The sequence below is a fragment of the Micromonospora sp. NPDC050417 genome, from assembly GCF_044458865.1.
Lineage (GTDB): Bacteria > Actinomycetota > Actinomycetes > Mycobacteriales > Micromonosporaceae > Micromonospora_G.
Genome location: NZ_JBITIH010000012.1, coordinates 126555 through 144334, shown reverse-complemented (window position 1 = coordinate 144334; position 17780 = coordinate 126555). Strand labels below are relative to the sequence as shown.

Genomic DNA, 17780 nt, shown 5'->3' with positions numbered 1-17780 from the left:
CACCCGCGGCGGCGCGCCCAGAACACCGGTCGAGACGCTCCCGCGACCACGCGGCCCGGCGGTACGCCCGGTTCGCCCCCGGCACGGTCCGGACCGGCAGCGCCGGGGCGACGGCTCACCCGGACCGGGTGAGCACACGGCACGGCGATGTGGGACACGGGCGGCAACGCCGCCCTGAGACGGGCGCAACATCGCGCTCGGCGTCTTCCGGCCGGCCCGCGCAGTACCGTGAGATGGTGCCAACCACAAACGTTCTCACCAGCGCGGATCTCACCGAGCTACGCCAGTCCGCGCTGGGCGCGGCCAACCCGCTCGGCATCGCCGCCGACCTCGCCGACGCCGCCGAGCAGGGCCGGCTCGCCGACCCGGCAGACACCGGATACGCGCTGACCCTGGCCGCCGAGATCGCCGAGAGCAAGGCGAAACTGGATGCCGCGCTGCGCTACGCCGACCGGGCGGTCGAGGCGTACCGGACACAGGAGGACAGCCAGGCGAATTTCTCCCGGGCCCTGCGCGCCCGGATCCTCTTCCGCGCCGGCCGCGACGACGAGGCGACCGCCGAGGTGACCGCACTGCGACCGCTGCTCACCGAGCAGGCCGACGCCGCCGCCTACATCAGCGCAGCGCTGGACGCGGGCGGCCGTGGCGTCATCGCGGAGCAGTGGCTGAGCGAGGCGGTGGAGACCGTACTCGGGGAACGCGCCGCCACGGCGGAACAGCCGGGCCAGCCCCGGGACCAGGACTCGCCGGGCCTCCTCTTCTTCCTGCTACAGCAGCGGCACCGGGTACGGCGCGACCTCGCCCTGCCGCACGACCAGCACGACAACCTGGCCGACCGGTTGGAGAACCAACTCACCAGCCGGGCCGCGAACACGGTCGCCGGCACCACCGTGACCGAGCTGCTGTTCTGGCCACAGGATCAGTTCGACCGGGTGCGCTCGCAGTGGCCCGACCTGACCGGAGCGTACGGTCAGGACTGGGACGAGCACCGGGCCCGGCTCGAACGGGAACTGGTCCGGCTGGCCGGCGGTGGGCGTACCGGCCTCTCCGTCCTCAAGGGCTCGGTCGACGGCTTGTCCGGCTTCGCCACCCGGCGCAACGGTGACCCCACCGACCAGCAGGTACGCGCCGGCTACGCACAGGAACTCGAAGGACGTCAGGAGCGGATCCCATGGCCGCCGGAGCGGAACGAGACCTGCTGGTGCGGCTCCGGGAACAAGTACAAGAAGTGCTGTCTGCCCCGCTCCCGCGCCTGACCTCTCACGCGCCGCCCCGGTACCCGTCCACCTACACCTGACCTCCCACGAACCGATCGACCTGACGGGTCGGGGGTCGTTCCGCACGGTGACACCGCCGAGCGGAACGGCACCCGACCCGTCGGCGTACGCGCCCCTGATCGGTTGGCAACCGAACCGCCCCGTCGGTTGCAGCCGAACCGCCCCGTACGCGGCCGAGCGCAGGCCGGGTCCGGGTGCAACGGAGACGGCGTCGCCGGCATGAGGGCCGACACGGTGGGAATGGGACCGTCGGTGGCACGGTTTACACCGCCGGAAGCAGCCGGAACGCACAGGTGCATCCGGCTCCGACGGAGGAGAAGATCATGGCGACGGCCGTGGAGTTTGGCTTGGACACCTTCGGCGATGTCACCGCTGACGCCGACGGCGACCACGTCCCGTACGCGCAGGTCATCCGAAACGTGGTGGAGCAGGCGGTGCTCGCCGACCGGCTCGGCGTCGACGCCTTCGGACTCGGCGAACATCACCGCGACGACTTCGCCGTCTCGGCTCCCGAAATCGTTCTGGCCGCCATCGCGAGCCGTACGGAACGCATCCGTCTCGGCACCGCCGTCACCGTGCTCAGCTCCGACGATCCGGTACGCGTCTTCGAGCGCTTCGCCACGCTCGACGCGCTGTCACGGGGGCGGGCCGAGATCACCCTCGGTCGAGGCTCCTTCACGGAGTCGTTCCCACTGTTCGGCTACGACCTGGCCGACTACGACCGGCTCTTCGCGGAGAAGGCCGACCTGATGTCGCACCTGCTCACCGAGGGGCCGGTGACCTGGCAGGGAAGCGTACGTCCTCCGCTGGAGAAGCAGCACGTCTACCCGAAGACCGAATCCGGTCGGCTGCGTACCTGGGTCGGGGTCGGCGGCAGTCCCGAATCCGTGGTCCGCGCCGCCCGTTACGGCTTCCCGCTGGTGCTGGCGATCATCGGTGGCCACCCGAGCCGGTTCGCACCGTACGTCGACCTGTACCACCGCGCCCTCGCCGAGTTCGGCACGGAGCGGCTCCCGGTCGCCGTGCACTCGCCCGGTTTCATCGCCCGGACCGACGAGGAGGCCGCGGACGTGCTGTGGCCGCACGCGCGGGCGATGTTCAACCGGATCGGCGGGGAACGGGGCTGGGCGCCGATGACCCGTGAGCGGTTCGAGGACGACATCAGGGACGGGGCGATGCACGTGGGCTCACCCGAGACGGTCGCCCGCAAGATCGCCGCGACGGTGAGCTCCCTCGGGGTCCAACGTTTCGACCTGAAGTACTCCAGCGGCACCCTGCCCCACGAACGGATGATGACGGCGATCGAGCTGTACGGCACCGAGGTGATCCCCCGCGTCCGGGAACTCCTCGCCGCGCAGACCACGACGGGCTCCTGAACAGACCCGGCGGCTGCCGGTGGCGGCACCGACGACCCGGCTACGGGTCGGCCGTCCGCCGCCGGCAGCCGTAGCCGCGTCGCCGGGAGCTGGGGCCCGGAGGGATCCGGCCAAGGGCCGCAGCCTGCCCGAAGCTAGGCTGGTCGGCATGCTGCGCCACGTCGTCGGGACCCGATACGTCACCCCGCTGCGCGAGGGCGGGTCGTTGCCGGGCGTGGTCGAGGCCGACGACCTCGGAACGTACGTGGTGAAGTTCCGGGGCGCCGGGCAGGGGCCGAAGTCGCTGATCGCCGAGGTGGTCGCGGGTGAACTGGCCCGCCGGCTCGACCTGCCCGTACCCCGTCTGGTGGTGATCGACATCGACCCGGTCATCGCCCGAGCCGAGCCCGACCAGGAGGTACAGGAACTGCTCGCCGCCAGCGGAGGCGCCAACCTCGGTCTGGACTTCCTACCCGGCGCGCTCGGCTTCGACCCGGTGGCGCATCCGGTGGAGCCGGAACTCGCCTCGCGGGTGCTCTGGCTGGACGCGTACCTGGAGAACGTCGACCGGAGTTGGCGCAATCCCAACCTGCTGCTCTGGCACCGGAAGCTCTGGCTGATCGACCACGGAGCGGCGATCTACTTCCACCACAACTGGCCCCGGGCGGGGGCTGCCGTACACCGCCCGTTCCGGGCCGACGACCACGTGTTGGCGCCCTTCGCCACCCAACTGGCCGACGCGGACGCCGAATCCGCCGCACGCGTCACCCCCGACCTACTCACCGAGGTGCTCGCCCTGGTGCCCGACGAGTGGCTGGAGGGGCCGGATTTCGCCTCCCCCGAGGCCACCCGCACGGCGTACGTCGACCACCTCCGCGCCCGGGTCGCCGGCACCCGTTCCTGGCTCCCCCAGGGGGTCGCCGCATGAGCAGGAAACCCTTCGAGTACGCGGCGGTGCGCGCCGTGCCCCGAATCGAACGGGGCGAACAGATCAACGTCGGGGTGGTCCTCTACTGCCAGGCCCGCGACTTTCTCGCGGCCCGGATCCACCTCGACACCGAACGGTTGCGCTGCCTCGACCCCGGCGTCGACGTCGAGGCGGTCGCCGCCGCACTGCGCGGCTGGGACACGACCTGCGCGGGCGGGCCCGACGGCGGGCCGGCGGCACGGATGCGGCTGGGTGAACGGTTCCGGTGGCTCACCGCCCCCCGCAGCACGGTGATCCAGGCCGGCCCGGTGCACACCGGATTGACCGAGGAACCCGCCGACGAACTAGAGCGGCTACTCGAACTGCTCGTACGCTGAGGCGAAGCGCCCAGGGCTCACAGATCGGAGCGTCGCCTCATGCCCCGTAGCACCCACCTCGGGGCCTGTCCTCTGGACTGCCCGGACACCTGTACCTGGCAACTGACGGTCGAGGACGGCCGGGCGGTGGAGATCCGCGGCGATCGCGACCATCCGTTCACCCGAGGCGTGCTGTGCGGCAAGGTCAACCGCTATCTGGAGGTCGTCAACGGCGCCGACCGGCTGACCTTTCCGTTGCTCCGGGTCGGCCCGAAGGGAATGGGGCCGGGCTCGTTCCGACGGGCGTCCTGGGACGAGGCGATCGCCCGGGTCGCGTCCGGGCTTCGGGCGACGATCGACCGGGACGGTCCCGAGGGGATCCTGCCGTACTACTTCGCCGGCACCATCGGGCATGTGCAGGGCTGGACGATGGGACCGAGGCTCTTCGCACACCTGGGTGCGTCGAGGTTGCAGACCACGATCTGCACCGCCGCCGCCAGCGCCGCCCTGCGCTCGCTCTACGGGGGCTCGGTCGGCTTCGAACCGGAGTCGATCGTGGAGGCGCGGTTGGTCGTGCTCTGGGGCGCCAACCTGCTCTCGACCAACCTGCACCACTGGCCCTTCGTGGAGGAGGCGCGGCGGCGGGGGGCTCACGTCGTCGTCATCGACCCGTTGCGTACCGACACGGCGGCGCGGGCCGACGAGCACCTCGCCCCACTGCCCGGCACCGACGCTGCCCTGGCACTGGGGCTGATGCGCCACGTGCTCGACGTCGGTGCGGCTGACCGGGCGTGGCTCGATGCGTACACCGTCGGCTGGCCGGAGTTGGAGGCACGGCTCGCACGGTGGCCGGTGGAGCGGGCCGCGGCCGAGTGCGGGCTGGATGTCGCGGCGGTACGCCGGCTGGGCGATCGGATCGCGCGGTCCCGCCCCACCGCCATCCGGGTCGGCCTGGGCGCGCAACGCCACCACGGTGCGGGCCAGGCCATCCGGGCGATCTGCGCGCTGCCGTTGGTGACCGGTGACTTCCGCTACCCCGGTGGTGGAGCCCTCTGCATGACCTCGGGACACCGCCCCCTGCGGCGGGAGGCGGTGGTACGGCCGGACGACCTGCCCACACCGCCGGCGCGGTCGGTGAACATGAGCCATCTCGCGGCCGTCCTCGACGGAGCGGCGAACCCGCCGATCACGTCGCTGGTCGTGTTCAACAGCAACCCGGCCGCCACCAACCCCGACCAGACCCGCCTGCACGCGGGGCTGCGCCGCGACGACCTGTTCACGACCGTGCTGGAACAACGCTGGACGGACACCTGCGACTACGCCGACGTGGTGCTGCCGGCGACGATGCAGCCCGAGCACCTCGACGTGCACTCGTCCTACGGTCACCACTACACGACGTTGAACCTGCCGGTCACCACAGCTCCCGGGGAGGCACTGCCGAACACCGAGATCTTCCGCCGGATCGCCGCCGCGATGGGACTCGACCATCCTCGGCTGCGGGACACCGACGAGGACCTCGCGCGGCAGTTGCTGCGCGACGCCCCGGTCACCTTCGAGGAGTTGCGGGAGCGGACGTACGCGCGCACGACCGGGGTGGCCGTCGGCTCGGCGCCCTTCGCCACCGGCGGGTTCCCCACGCCTGACGGTCGGGCCCGGCTGCTCGACCCGGAGTTGGCGGCCGACGGTGTCGACCCGCTGGTCGGTTACACGCCTCCGGCCGAGGCCGCCGACCCGGAGTTGGCGGCGCGTTTCCCACTGGTGCTCATCTCCCCCGCCGGCCGGTTCTTCATGAACTCGACCTTCGCCTCCTCGCCCTGGCACAGCGGCAGGATGGGCCCGCCCCGGGTGCACCTGCACCCGGACGACGTGGCGGCCCGGGGGCTGGCCGAGGGGGACGAGGTACGGGTGCACAACGACCGTGGCTCGTTCCTCGCGGCGGTCACCGCCGACGACGCGACCCGGCCCGGCCTCGCGTTCACGTACAAGGCGTACTGGGCGCGGCTCAGTCCGGGTGGCACGAACGTCAACGCGGTGACGGCGGTACGCGACACCGATCTGGGTGGCGGGCCGACGTTCCACGACACTCGGGTGGAGGTCGAGCGGGCCCGGTGACCGGAACGCGACAGGGTCCCCGGTGGAGGTACTCCGGGGACCCTGTCGGGTGTTGTTCGTGTCTTGCGACGGTGTTACTTGGTGAGCGGGGAGAGCTTCGGGTCGTTGGCGTACGCCTCGGCCGCGTTCGTCTTGGTGACGATCAGCGGCGGCAGCAGGAACGCCGGGACGACCTTGACCCCGTTGTTGTACGACTTGGTGTCGTTGACCTCGGGCTCCTTGCCACCCTGCAGGTCCTTGACCATCTGGATGGTCTGCTTGACCAGGTTGCGGGTGTCCTTGTTGATGGTCGAGTACTGCTCACCAGCCATGATGGACTTGACCGACTCGACCTCGGAGTCCTGTCCGGTGACGACCGGCAGCGGCTTGCCGGCGCTCTTCACCGAGGTGAGGATCGCGCGGGCCAGGGTGTCGTTCGGCGAGAGCACACCGTCGAGCGTCTTGCCGCTGGTGTAGCTGCCGTTGAGCAGCGTGTCCATCCGGCGCTGAGCGTTCTCGGCCTTCCAGCCGTCGGTGGCGACCTGCTTGATGTCGGTCTGACCGGAGCCGACGATGACGTTGCCCGCGTCGATCTCCTTCTTCAGCACGTCCATCGCGCCGTTGAAGAACACCCCGGAGTTGTTGTCGTCGGACGAGCCGGCGAAGAGCTCGATCGTGTACGGGCCGGTCGGCTTCTTCTCCTTCATGCCCTTGAGCAGGGCTTCACCCTGGAGCTGGCCGACCTTGAAGTTGTCGTACGCGACGTAGTAGTCGACGTCCTTGCTGTTGGTGATCAGGCGGTCGTACGCGATCACCGCAGCGCCGGCCTGCTTGGCCTGCTCCACCTGAGTGGAGAGCTGCGCGGCGTCGGTCGCACCGATGACGATCACCTTGGCACCCTTGGTGACCATCGCCGAGATCTGCGACTGCTGGTCGGCCACGGTGCCCGAGGCGGCGGCGTACTGCACGTCGGCCTGGAACCCGGCTTCCTTGAGCCCGTTGGTGAACAGGTCACCCGCGAGAACCCAGTTCTCCGAGGTCTTCGCCGGCAGCGCCACGCCGATCAGCGCGTCGGCCGCGAAGCCCTTGTCGGAGCCGGTCGAGCCGCTGCTGTCCGAGTCGGAACGCGAGGAGCAGGCGGTCAGCGCCAACAGGGCGACGGCGCCAACCGCGACACCCTTGGCGAGGAACTTGCGCATAGTAGCCCTTCTTCGAAGTAGATCGGGGCGGATGGATTCCGCCCCGATGACGGTGACCGTCAGCCGGCCACCGGAGTCTTGGTGGGCTCGGTGCCCGCATCGGTCGCGGCCACGGGTACGACGGAAGCTTCCCGGCGGAATTGCCGCATGAAGATCCCGCTGATCGAGGGCCGCCCCTGGTTCTTGTTCCAGACGTCGAGCGCGACCGCGAGCAGCAGCACCAGGCCCTTGATGATCTGGACCCGGTCGGACCCGACGCCGACGAGCTGGAGGCCGTTGTTGAGCACGGCCATCACCAGGCCACCGACGATGGAGCCGCTGATGGTGCCGAGGCCACCGGAGACGGCCGCGCCGCCGATGAAGACCGCGGCGATCGCGTCGAGTTCCCAGCCGAGTCCGTCCTGCGGCCCGGAGGCGGCGGAACGCGCAACGAAGATCATGCCGGCGATGGCCGCCAGGATCGACATGTTCATCATCACGAAGAAGTTGACCCGGCGAAGCCGTACGCCGGACAACTCGGCGGCACGGGCGTTGCCACCGACGGCGTAGATGTGCCGGCCGCCGGCGGTGTTGCGGGTGATGAAGGAGTAGATCAGCACCAGCACCGCGAGGATGATGCCGGAGACCGGGAAGCTGGTCCCGATCCGGCCACCGGCGAACCGCATCGTGGCGAAGATGATCACGGCGAGCAGGATGACGACCCGGAGCGCCGAGATCCACATTGGCGCGACGTCGGCCGCCATCTCACGCCTGGTGGCGCGGAGCCGCCATTCCCGGATCACCACGGCGACGCACGCCGCCAGCCCGAGCAGCAGGGTCAGGTTGTTGTATCCGGTGTCGGGCCCCACCTCGGGCAGGAAGCCGGCGCCGATGAACTTGAAGTCCTGCGGTACGGGGGTGGTGTCGGCGTTGCCGATGTACTGGTTGCCGCCCCGGAAGAGCATCATGCCGGCCAGGGTGACGATGAAGGCCGGCACTCCGATGTAGGCGACCCAGAAGCCCTGCCAGGCTCCGATCAGGGCGCCGACCGCGAGGCCGATCAGGATCGCCACGAACCACGGCACGGAGTATTCCTGCATCACCTTCGCGACCACGATGCCGACGAACGCGGCGATCGAACCCACGGAGAGATCGATGTGACCGGCGACAATCACCATCAGCATCCCGATCGCCAGGATGAGGATGTAGGAGTACTGACTCACCAGCGAGATCATGTTGGCGGAGTTCAGCGTGAGGCCGTTGGTCAGGATTTGGAACAGCAGGACGATCGCCACCAGCGTGAAGATCATCCCGAACTGTCGGGCGTTGGAGGTCGTCCCTCCGAACAGGGACTTCCGAAGGTCTTTGATTCGACTCATGGCGTCTGCGTCTTCTTCGCTGAGGTCATCTGCTTCAACAGGGTCTCCGGGTCTGCGTCCCGCTTATCGATGTTGCCGGTGATGGTTCCTTCGAACACCGTGTAGATGCGGTCACACAGGCCGATCAGCTCGGGCAGCTCAGAGGAGATGACGACAACGCCCTTCCCCTGATCCGCGAGCCGCTGGATGATTCCGTAGATCTCGTACTTGGCGCCCACGTCGATGCCCCGGGTCGGTTCATCGAGGATGAGCAGGTCAGGGTCGGTGAACATCCACTTCGCCAGGACCACCTTCTGCTGGTTGCCACCGGAGAGCTTGGTGACTCCCTCGTCCACGGTCGGGGTCTTGACCCGCAGGCTGGTGCGGTACCCCTCGGCCGCGCGGTACTCCCGTACGCGGTCGAGCACCCCGCGCCGGGCGATTTTGGAGAGCTTGGCGGAGACCATGGAGGTCTTGATGTCGTCGAGCAGGTTCAGGCCGATCGACTTGCGGTCCTCGCTGACGTACGCCAGCCCGTGGTCGATCGCGTCCGACACCGACTTCAGGACGATCTCCTCACCGTCCTTGAAGATCTGGCCGGAGAGGTACGTGCCGTACGAGCGGCCGAAGACGCTCATCGCCAGCTCGGTTCGCCCGGCGCCCATCAGGCCGGCGAACCCCACGATCTCGCCCCGCCGCACCTTGAAGTTGGAGCCCTTGCAGACAAGGCGCTCCGCCGAGATCGGGTGCCGTACGGTCCAGTCGCGGACCTCGAAGAAGACCTCACCGATCGAGGGGGTGTGGTCCGGGAAGCGGCTGTGCAGTTCCCGGCCGACCATGCCCCGTACGATCCGGTCCTCGTTGACCCCGTCCGCCTTGACGTCGAGGGTCTCGATGGTCCGACCGTCGCGCAGGATGGTGATGGAGTCCGCGATCTGCGCGATCTCGTTGAGCTTGTGCGAGATGATGATCGAGGTGATGCCGCGCTCCCGGAACCCCCGCAGCAGGTCCAGCAGGTGCTGGGAGTCGTCCTCGTTGAGGGCGGCGGTGGGCTCGTCGAGGATGAGCAGCTTCACGTCCTTCGCGAAGGCTTTCGCGATCTCGATGAGCTGCTGCTTGCCGACACCGATGTCCTTGACGAGGGTGTCCGGATCCTCCTGAAGGCCGACCCGCGCCATCAGCTCGATCGCCTGGCGGTTCGCGACCTTCCAGTCGATCACGCCGCCCCGACCGGGTTCGTTACCGAGGAAGAGGTTCTCGGTGATCGACATGCCGGGGATCAGCGCGAGTTCCTGGTGGATGATCACGATGCCGGCCTGCTCGCTTGCCCGGATGTCGGAGAATCGGCTCTCCGCGTCCCGGTAGACGATGTCGCCGGTGTAGGTGCCGTACGGGTAGACCCCGCTGAGCACCTTCATCAGGGTGGACTTGCCGGCGCCGTTCTCACCGCAGATCGCGTGGATCTCGCCGGCGCGGACGACCAGGTTCACGTCCTCGAGCGCCTTGACGCCGGGGAACTCCTTCGTGATCGAACGCATTTCCAGCAGGACCGGGGCGCTCATCGCAGCCGCTCCAGGATCGCGGTCTCGAACCGGTGTGGTCGCACGGTGGCCGGAGCCGCCAGGCGGCCTTGTCCCGGTCGCCGGAGGCGTCCGCGCGCGGCCACCACGAGGGGGGCGCGCCACGTCACCAACGTCATCGTTGCCTCCGCGGGGAGTTGTCAACAGCTCATGCGTTTGTTGCGGGATGCAACGTATTAGAGACGAGCATGTTTCGCAACATTCAATTTCTCACCCTTGTCACGAATCGGATACACGGGGCCAACCCGCCCACCAACATGGGCGATGGGTCCACGATCCGCCGGATCGACGGCATACTTGTGCGGTGCCTCCCACGCTGTGGTTCGTCGGCGTATCCACCGCGCGGTCCTTGATCCACAAGGCATTTCCGCTCTGGATGGCCGACCTCGGCCTTGACCTGCGGCTGGTCGGTCGCGACCTACCGTTGGCCGCCCCGGTGGAGGCGTACCGCTCGCTGATCTCGGAACTTGTCGCCAACGACGAGGTGGTCGGCGCGGTCGTCACCTCACACAAGGTGGCGTTGCTGCGCGCGGCCGGCGACCTCGTCCACCGGCTCGATCCGATGGCGGCGGCATGTGGCGAGATCAACGCGGTACGGCGAGATCATGGCTGGCTGACCGGCTTCGCCCGCGACCCGATCTCGGTTGGTCGGGTGGTCGACGAGATCTGGCCCGACGGCACGAACGTGCTCTGCCTGGGAGCGGGCGGAACCGCCATTGCACTCGGCAGTCATCTACTCACTCGCACGGTGCCTCCGGAGCGGCTGGTCTTCACCGACCCCCGCCCGGAGGCAGGCCGGCACCTCCGCTCGGTACTCGGACCACCGGCCGCCGCCCGGCGGGTACGCGTCGAGGCGCACCACGGTGACGGCACCTGGGACCACCTGGTACGGGAGGCCCCGGCTGGCACGCTCGTCGTCAACGCCACCGGTCTCGGCAAGGACCGTCCGGGCAGTCCACTGTCACCGGCCCCGTCCTTTCCGCCCGGCGCCGTGTTCTGGGACTTGAACTACCGGGGCGACCTGGCCCTGCTGCGGCAGGCAACCGCCGCCGGGGTGACGACGTACGACGGCTGGCGGCTCTTCTGCCATGGCTGGGCGGCGGCACTCGGTCCGATCCTCGGTTTGGCCGGCGAGGCGGACCGGGCCGAACGGTTCGCCGCGCTCGCCGCGCCCCTGCGCGGGCAAGTCTGAGGCAACCGGAGCACGTGGTCTCGGGCAGTGCGCTCGACCCGGACGAGGGCTGGTCGACCTCGGACGGGCAGGACGCTACCCCGCCACCGGCCACCCGCACAGCCTGACCACCTCGTCGGCGCAGCCCCAGGAAAGGGTGACGCCGGCACCGCCGTGGCCGTAGCTGTGCACCAGTCGCCGACCGCCGGGCAGCCCGACCGGGTCGACCTCCACCCGCGCCCCACCGTTGCGCGCCGGTCGCAGCCCGACCCGTTGCCCGAGCACGCGGGCGCCGGCCAGTTCTGGCACCAGGGCGACGCTCCGGTCGCGGATCGCCCGACCGGTGGCATCGTCCACGCTGGTGTCCCAGACGTCGCGGTCGAAGGTGCCGCCGAGTACCACGTCGGTGGCACGGGGGTGCACGTAGGTGATTCCGGCCGGGTTCTGCTCGTCGCGTACCGAGGTGACCAGTCCCGGGTTCTCCACCAGGACGACCTGACCGCGCGCCGGGTGCACCGCCGGGTCGGCGGCGAGCACGCCTGCGGCCAACCCGGTGGCGTTGACGACCACGGGCGCCAGGTCGACGACGTCGGCGAGGCGTGTCACCCGCCGCCGCAACACCCGCGCACCGGCGGCGACAACCCGCTCGACCAGCCAATCGAGGTACGGCCCCATCTCCACCGTCGGTACGGTGAACCGCCACTCGCCGGTCACCCCGGGCGGTACGTCGGTCGGTGCGACCGCCCGGAAGTCCGGTACGGCCGGCGCCCACCACGGTCGCGGTTGCGCCACGCCCCGCAGCAGCATCCGGGTCGGTCGCATCACCACCCCCGGCACCGCCCGTCCGGCCTGCTCGGCGAACTCCACAAAGGTGCGGCGCGACCATTCGAGGACCCGGGGGTCGGCGTCGGTACGGGTCGGATACCAGACGGCGGCGGCGATCCGGGAGACGGTCCGACCGCTCTCCTGCGCCGTCACCACGGTTACCCGGGCGCCGGCCCGCTGTAGCCGCGTCGCACAGGTCAGCCCGATCACCCCGGCGCCGACCACCACCACGTCGACCATCCCTCCATCGAACCCGGTGGCGCGGTCGGTGTCCACCACGGTCCGGTCACCTCCGGCGCGACTGATGACCACGAGCCGAACCCCTGGGCCCTGACCCTGCCGGGAAGGCCCGCGCTCACCGGTTACTGGCAGGGTGAGGTCACCTTCGCGCCGGGCGACACCCGAGAGATCGTGCTGCACCTGACCGACGATCCGCCGGACGGACGGGCGAGTTGCGGCAACTGTCCCGACCTGGACGGGGACGCCGAGGTCCGCGCGAACGGGCGGACCGTGGCGTACGAGGTGTGGGGGGATCCGCGCAACTACACCGGCAGCCGGTTCGAACTGCACCTCCGCCCGGTCGAGGAGGTGACCGGTCCGCGCCTGGACGGGTTCGACGGCGAGTGGACGGGCGACCTGCTCGCCATCAGCACCTCCGTCACCGTGGTCGGTGCCGACGGTGTCGTCCGCTCGACCAGCGACGGCGCCCGACCGATCGACCCGCCGATCCGGTTCGAGCTGCGGCGCTCCAGCAAGGCGGGCTTCGCAGCCGCCTGCTGACGCCGCCGCCCAGCCGCCAACCACCCCGCCGGCGCCGGAACGTACGCCCGTAGGCTGCCCCGCGAAAACGTTGATCCATAGGGGAGAGTGCTCGGGGTGAACGAGGTATCGGCCACCGTCAGGATGCGGGTGGCGAGCTGGTGTGGGCGTGTGATCAGTGCCGAATGGTTCAACGCCGTCTCGTTCGGTGTGATCATCGTGAACGCGGTCGTCCTGGGAATGGAGACGTACGACCAGGCGGTCGAGCGGGCCGGGCTGGCCCTGCTGGCCGTCGAGTACGCGTGCCTGGCCTGCTTCACGATCGAACTCGCGCTACGGTTCGGCTCCCACCTCACCGCACCCCGGGGCTTCTTCCGCGACGGCTGGAACATCTTCGACCTCGTGATCATCACCGCTCCCCTGCTACCGGGTGTACGGGAGAAGGTCACCCTGCTGCGGCTGCTGCGACTGGCCCGGGTGGTACGGGCGGTCCGGCTCTTCCCCAGCCTCCGGATCATCCTCGGCGGCGTGCTGCGCAGCCTCCCCGGACTCGGCAGTTTCCTGCTGATCGCCACCTTGACCATCTACCTCTACGCGATGGTCGGCTGGATGACCCTCGGCGACGCCTATCCGGAGAAGTACGGCACCGTCGGGCAGGCGATGTTGACGCTCTTCCTGCTGCTGTCGCTGGACGGCATCACCGACGCTCTGGACGCGGGCCGACTGGTCTCCGACTGGAGCGTGCTCTACTTCACCTCGTACATCGTGGTGGCGTCGTTCCTGCTGACCAACCTGCTGATCGGCATCGTGCTGAAGGCGCTGGAGGACGCACACCTGGCGGAGGATCCGGGCCGGAGGGCGGCGCCGGCGGCTCCCCTACCCGTCCCCGCCGACACCACCGCCGCGACGGCAGCGCCGCCGGCCCGGGGCGAGGGCTCACGGATGATCGGCGAGCGGCTGCGAGAGTTGCGCAACGCGTTGGAGGCGCTGGAGGCCGAACTGGACGAGCAGCGGCGGATCGAGGAGGCCGCGGAGCACGCCGGCAGCGGGTGGGCGACCGCGCACCGCCCCTGATCCCACCGGCCCGGCCCACTATCGTGGTCCGGTGGTCGCGGCGCTCGAACTGTATCTGGACCCGGACGCCACCCGGCGGATCCGTACCCTGTGGGACGCCCTGGAGTCCGAGGGCGTGCAGAGCATGCGTTCGCTCCTGGGACAGCGCCACCGTCCGCACGTCTCGCTCGTCGTCGCCCCGCGCCTCGACCCGGTCCAGGTGGCCGAGGCGCTGACCGGTTTGGTGGTGGCGGCACCTCTGCGCATGTCGTTCCAGCACGCCGGACAGTTCGTCGGGCGGGTGCTGTGGCTCGGGCCGACCCCGACCGCCGAGTTGCTCGGCCACCACGGCGAGGTGCACGCCCGGCTGACCCGGGCCGGGGTGTCCCTGGCCGAGCAGTACGCGCCGGGACGGTGGGTGCCGCACTGCACGCTCTCGATGCGGGTGCCGAACGTGTTGATGGCGGCGGCCGTACGACGCTGCCTGGAGGTGCTGCCGCTTGAGGCGACCGTGGTCGGCGCGGCGGTCGCCGACCACGCCCGGGACATCGTCCACCCGCTCGGCTGAGCGTGCCGGTCGGCATCGCCCCGAACCCTGAGCGCTCAGCCCTGGCCCCTGGCCCCGAGCCGTCCGTCGTCGGCCCCGGCAATCTGTCCAAATTATTTGCATGTCGGCGAGTTGGTTGACAGCCCTTAGATCGACAGGTATCAAGATTCCCATGCGTGCGCGCAGGAGCTGGCCTGCATCAACGGGGAGGATCAGTGACCAACTCGGGTCTGACGGATGGCATCGACAGGCGGGCCGCACTGGGGCTCGGTACGGGCCTCGGCCTGGCGGCGTTCCTCGCCGGCTGCGGCGTACGGACCAGCAACGGGGGTGACGACGGCGGGGCGGACTACCCGCAACGCGCGGTGGAGCTGATCGTCCCCTTCGCACCGGGCGGCAGCACCGACCTGATCGCCCGCACTCTCGGCAAGGCGATCGAGAAACCACTCGGCCACTCCATGGTGATCGTGAACCGGGACGGCGCCGCCGCCGCGGTCGGCACCAAGGAGGTCGCCGCCGCCCCGGCGGACGGTTACAAGGTCGGTTTCCCGCCCAGTTCTCTGTTCACCCTCACCCCGCAACTGGTGAGGAACGCCGACACCGTGCCGCTCGACGACCTTCGGGTGGTGATCGGACTGACCGTGGAGAACATCGTCCTCGTTGCACACCGGGACTCCCCGTTCAAGACACTCGACGACGTCATCGCACTCAAGGACAGCGGGCGACGCATCACGTACGGGCACTCCGGGGTCGGCACCGGGGCGTACTTCGCCCAGACCGCGTTCTACAAGCTCGCCGGGATCAACGCCGCTGACGTACCGTTCGGCGGCGGCGGTCCCGCCGTCACCGCCGTCCTCGGCAAGCAGGTCGACATCGGCGCCTCGCAACCGGCCGAGTCGATGCGGTTGGTGCAGTCCGGCGAGCTGCGGTGGCTCGGTCTGTTCAGCCAGCGGCGCAGCCCGTCCCTGCCGGAACTTCCCACGGCCACGGAGAAGGGCTTCGACCTCGTGGTCGACCAGGCCCGTTTCATCGCCGGACCGAAGTCGATCCCGGACCGGGCGGTGACCACCCTTCAGGAGGCTTTCCGGGAGGCGGTCAAGGCCCCGGAATATGGCGAGTTCCTGAAGAAGAACTACATCGACCGGTTCGAGGTCGAGGGGACCGAGGTCGCCGGCAAGATCAAGGGCGACTTCGACCGGTACCAGGTGCTGATCGACCGATTCGGACTGCAACCGAAATGAGCCGTCTCAACCACGAGGAGGCGGCCACCACCGTTCCCGGCGACAGCTCCGGCGCGCTCGATCTCGCCGAGACGGAGATCCCGCCCGCCGGCCCGCTCGGGCAACTCGTCGCCAGCGCGGTGCCGGTCGCGCTCGGCGCGGCGGCTCTCGCGTACGCCGTCTCGCTCGGCCTCGGCACGCCGACCGAGGCCGGACCGGGGCTCTGGCCCGCGCTGGCGAGCCTGCTCCTGATCACGGCCGGCGGATGGTCGCTGGTCTTCGAGCGCCGACGGCAGGGGGCCGAACAGTTCAGCCGGGGAGCGATCGGGATCGGCGTCGGGATCGCCAGCCTGGTCGTCTTCGTCCTGTCGATCAACCGGATCGGGTTCGAGATACCGACCCTGCTGATCATGGCGCTGTGGCTGAAGGTGCTCGGCCGGGAGGGTTGGCTGACCACCATCGCGGTCAGTGTCACCACCACCGCCACGCTCTACCTGCTCTTCATCACCCTGCTGGGCGTCCCGCTACCGAGATTGGCCTTCTGAGTGGACTTCCTCGAACCCGCGCTCGCCGGCTTCGGGGTGGTGTTCACGCCGGTGAACCTGCTCTACGTCCTCGCGGGTGTCGTGATCGGGATGGTCATCGGCGTCCTGCCCGGCCTCGGCCCGGTGGCGACGATCGCCCTCCTGCTCCCGATCACCTACGAGATCCCGGCCGAGGGTGCGATCATCCTGCTCGCCGGGATCTACTACGGCGCCATGTACGGCGGGACGATCACCTCCGTACTGCTGCGGTTGCCCGGCGAGGCGGCCACCGTGATCACCACCATCGACGGGTACCAGATGGCCCGCCAGGGCCGGGCCGGCTCGGCGCTCGGCATCGCCGCGATCGGGTCGTTCATCGGCGGCACGGTCAGCATCGTCGGGCTGACCCTGGTCGCCCCCCTGCTCGCCAGCCTCTCCCTCGGCTTCGGGCCACCGGAGAACGCCGTGCTCGCCGCCATGGGCATCCTGCTCGTCGCCAGCCTCGGTACGGTCTCGACCGCGAAGAGCCTGACCGCCGCCGCGCTCGGACTGCTGCTGGCCGCCGTTGGGCCGGACCCGCTCTACGCCTCGCCCCGGTTCACGTTCGGCAGCATCAACCTCGCCGACGGCGTCGACTTCGTCGCCCTCGCGATGGGGCTGTTCGGGCTCGGCGAGATCCTCTACCACCTCGAACACCGCGCTCGGAACCGGCTGCCGAAGCCGAAGGTCAGCAACGTCTGGCCGTCGCGGGCCGAGTGGCGGCAGTCGCGCGGGGCGATCGGCCGTGGCTCCGTGGTCGGCTTCTTCATCGGGCTGCTGCCTGGCGGTGGCGGGGTCCTCTCGTCGATGGCGGCGTACACGCTGGAGAAACGACGCAGCAGCCAGCCGGAGCGGTTCGGGCGGGGGGCCATCGAGGGGGTCGCCGCACCGGAGACCGCCAACAACGCCGCCGCGACCTCGTCGTTCATTCCGTTGCTCACCCTCGGCATCCCGACCAACCCGGTGATGGCCTTGATCTTCGGCGCGCTGCTGTTGCAGGGCATCGCTCCCGGGCCGCGCCTGATCAACGAGAACCCCGAGGTGTTCTGGGGCGTCGTCGACTCGATGTACGTCGGCAACATCTTCCTGCTGATTTTGAGCGTTCCGCTGGTGGGGGTCTTCGTCCGGCTGGTCACCGTACGCGACACCATCCTCGCGCCGATCGTGGTGATGGTGACGATGCTCGGCGTCTACACGGTCAACAACAGCGTGTTCGACATGCTGCTGGTGATCTTCTTCGGGGTCGTCGGTTACCTGATGAAGAAGACCGGTTTCGAACCCGGCCCGCTGGTGCTGGCCTTTGTGCTCGGCAGTCTGCTGGAGACCGCGATCCGCCAGTCGATGCGCATCTTCGACGGTGACCCCACCGGCTTCGTCACCCGCCCAATCTCGGGCACCCTCCTCGCCGCCGGGGTGCTGGCGCTACTCGTACCGGCCGGCCTCCGGGTGGTGCGGTCACGCCGGGCGAACACCCGGTCGACCGAGCCGGTCGACAGTGGCACCCCGAACGGCTGACCGG

General features: G+C 69.7%; 16 protein-coding genes. 12 read left to right on the top strand and 4 right to left on the bottom strand.

Going from position 1 to position 17780, the window contains the following annotated elements:
• Positions 1-233 precede the first annotated feature (233 nt).
• From ACIBF5_RS17440 to ACIBF5_RS17420, 5 genes are all read left to right on the top strand, one after another.
• A complete protein-coding gene (locus ACIBF5_RS17440; protein WP_396812696.1) occupies positions 234-1256 on the top strand; it encodes an SEC-C domain-containing protein in 1023 nt (340 codons plus the stop codon).
• A gap of 344 nt (positions 1257-1600) precedes the next feature.
• Positions 1601-2653, top strand: coding sequence for an LLM class flavin-dependent oxidoreductase (locus tag ACIBF5_RS17435; protein ID WP_396812694.1), 1053 nt, complete (start codon positions 1601-1603; stop codon positions 2651-2653).
• 148 nt (positions 2654-2801) lie between these two features.
• Entirely contained in the window at positions 2802-3560 is a 759-nt protein-coding gene (locus ACIBF5_RS17430; protein ID WP_396812692.1) for a HipA family kinase, read from the top strand.
• Positions 3557-3937, top strand: a complete 381-nt coding sequence (locus ACIBF5_RS17425; RefSeq protein ID WP_396812690.1) for a DUF3037 domain-containing protein — start codon at positions 3557-3559, stop codon at positions 3935-3937. Before ACIBF5_RS17430 ends, ACIBF5_RS17425 begins: the two co-directional genes overlap by 4 nt.
• A gap of 39 nt (positions 3938-3976) precedes the next feature.
• Positions 3977-6028 carry a molybdopterin-dependent oxidoreductase gene (locus tag ACIBF5_RS17420; RefSeq protein WP_396812687.1) on the top strand — a complete coding sequence of 684 codons (2052 nt, stop codon included), beginning with the start codon at positions 3977-3979 and terminating at the stop codon, positions 6026-6028.
• Between the two features lie 74 nt (positions 6029-6102).
• Here ACIBF5_RS17420 and ACIBF5_RS17415 read toward each other — a convergent pair whose 3' ends face one another.
• Genes ACIBF5_RS17415 through mmsA form a run of 3 tightly spaced genes read right to left on the bottom strand, consistent with a single transcriptional unit; the run spans position 6103 to position 10105 of the window.
• Positions 6103-7206 carry a substrate-binding domain-containing protein gene (locus tag ACIBF5_RS17415; protein WP_396812686.1) on the bottom strand — a complete coding sequence of 368 codons (1104 nt, stop codon included), beginning with the start codon at positions 7204-7206 and terminating at the stop codon, positions 6103-6105.
• 59 nt (positions 7207-7265) lie between these two features.
• Positions 7266-8564 carry a multiple monosaccharide ABC transporter permease gene (mmsB, locus tag ACIBF5_RS17410; RefSeq protein ID WP_396812684.1) on the bottom strand — a complete coding sequence of 433 codons (1299 nt, stop codon included), beginning with the start codon at positions 8562-8564 and terminating at the stop codon, positions 7266-7268.
• Complete coding sequence (gene mmsA / locus ACIBF5_RS17405; RefSeq protein ID WP_396812682.1) at positions 8561-10105, bottom strand: multiple monosaccharide ABC transporter ATP-binding protein; 1545 nt, start codon at positions 10103-10105, stop codon at positions 8561-8563. The genes mmsB and mmsA overlap by 4 nt, the downstream gene beginning before the upstream one ends.
• A gap of 322 nt (positions 10106-10427) precedes the next feature.
• Between mmsA and ACIBF5_RS17400 the strand changes: the two genes are divergently transcribed.
• Positions 10428-11315: a shikimate dehydrogenase family protein gene (locus ACIBF5_RS17400; protein ID WP_396812680.1), complete on the top strand. Its 888-nt coding sequence runs from the start codon at positions 10428-10430 to the stop codon at positions 11313-11315.
• Positions 11316-11390: 75 nt separating this feature from the next.
• On the opposite strand, the gene ACIBF5_RS17395 is transcribed toward ACIBF5_RS17400, so the two are convergent.
• A complete protein-coding gene (locus ACIBF5_RS17395) occupies positions 11391-12431 on the bottom strand; it encodes an FAD-dependent oxidoreductase (RefSeq protein WP_396812678.1) in 1041 nt (346 codons plus the stop codon).
• 99 nt (positions 12432-12530) lie between these two features.
• Here ACIBF5_RS17395 and ACIBF5_RS17390 point away from each other — a divergent pair, with 99 nt between their 5' ends.
• From ACIBF5_RS17390 to ACIBF5_RS17365, 6 genes are all read left to right on the top strand, one after another.
• Positions 12531-12899, top strand: coding sequence for a hypothetical protein (locus ACIBF5_RS17390; RefSeq protein WP_396812676.1), 369 nt, complete (start codon positions 12531-12533; stop codon positions 12897-12899).
• A gap of 96 nt (positions 12900-12995) precedes the next feature.
• Entirely contained in the window at positions 12996-13952 is a 957-nt protein-coding gene (locus tag ACIBF5_RS17385; protein ID WP_396812675.1) for an ion transporter, read from the top strand.
• A gap of 31 nt (positions 13953-13983) precedes the next feature.
• Positions 13984-14499: a 2'-5' RNA ligase family protein gene (locus tag ACIBF5_RS17380; protein ID WP_396812673.1), complete on the top strand. Its 516-nt coding sequence runs from the start codon at positions 13984-13986 to the stop codon at positions 14497-14499.
• Between the two features lie 194 nt (positions 14500-14693).
• Complete coding sequence (locus ACIBF5_RS17375; RefSeq protein ID WP_396812671.1) at positions 14694-15719, top strand: Bug family tripartite tricarboxylate transporter substrate binding protein; 1026 nt, start codon at positions 14694-14696, stop codon at positions 15717-15719.
• Positions 15716-16243, top strand: coding sequence for a tripartite tricarboxylate transporter TctB family protein (locus ACIBF5_RS17370; RefSeq protein ID WP_396812669.1), 528 nt, complete (start codon positions 15716-15718; stop codon positions 16241-16243). Before ACIBF5_RS17375 ends, ACIBF5_RS17370 begins: the two co-directional genes overlap by 4 nt.
• Complete coding sequence (locus ACIBF5_RS17365; protein WP_396812667.1) at positions 16244-17776, top strand: tripartite tricarboxylate transporter permease; 1533 nt, start codon at positions 16244-16246, stop codon at positions 17774-17776.
• The last annotated feature ends 4 nt before the right edge of the window (positions 17777-17780 follow it).

Bases quoted from the DNA above. Each gene is read 5' to 3' on its own strand.
- ACIBF5_RS17440 (WP_396812696.1), top strand. From the start codon at position 234: ATGGTGCCAACCACAAACGTTCTCACCAGCGCGGATCTCACCGAGCTA.
- ACIBF5_RS17435 (WP_396812694.1), top strand. From the start codon at position 1,601: ATGGCGACGGCCGTGGAGTTTGGCTTGGACACCTTCGGCGATGTCACC.
- ACIBF5_RS17430 (WP_396812692.1), top strand. From the start codon at position 2,802: ATGCTGCGCCACGTCGTCGGGACCCGATACGTCACCCCGCTGCGCGAG.
- ACIBF5_RS17425 (WP_396812690.1), top strand. From the start codon at position 3,557: ATGAGCAGGAAACCCTTCGAGTACGCGGCGGTGCGCGCCGTGCCCCGA.
- ACIBF5_RS17420 (WP_396812687.1), top strand. From the start codon at position 3,977: ATGCCCCGTAGCACCCACCTCGGGGCCTGTCCTCTGGACTGCCCGGAC.
- ACIBF5_RS17415 (WP_396812686.1), bottom strand. From the start codon at position 7,206: ATGCGCAAGTTCCTCGCCAAGGGTGTCGCGGTTGGCGCCGTCGCCCTG.
- mmsB (WP_396812684.1), bottom strand. From the start codon at position 8,564: ATGAGTCGAATCAAAGACCTTCGGAAGTCCCTGTTCGGAGGGACGACC.
- mmsA (WP_396812682.1), bottom strand. From the start codon at position 10,105: ATGAGCGCCCCGGTCCTGCTGGAAATGCGTTCGATCACGAAGGAGTTC.
- ACIBF5_RS17370 (WP_396812669.1), top strand. From the start codon at position 15,716: ATGAGCCGTCTCAACCACGAGGAGGCGGCCACCACCGTTCCCGGCGAC.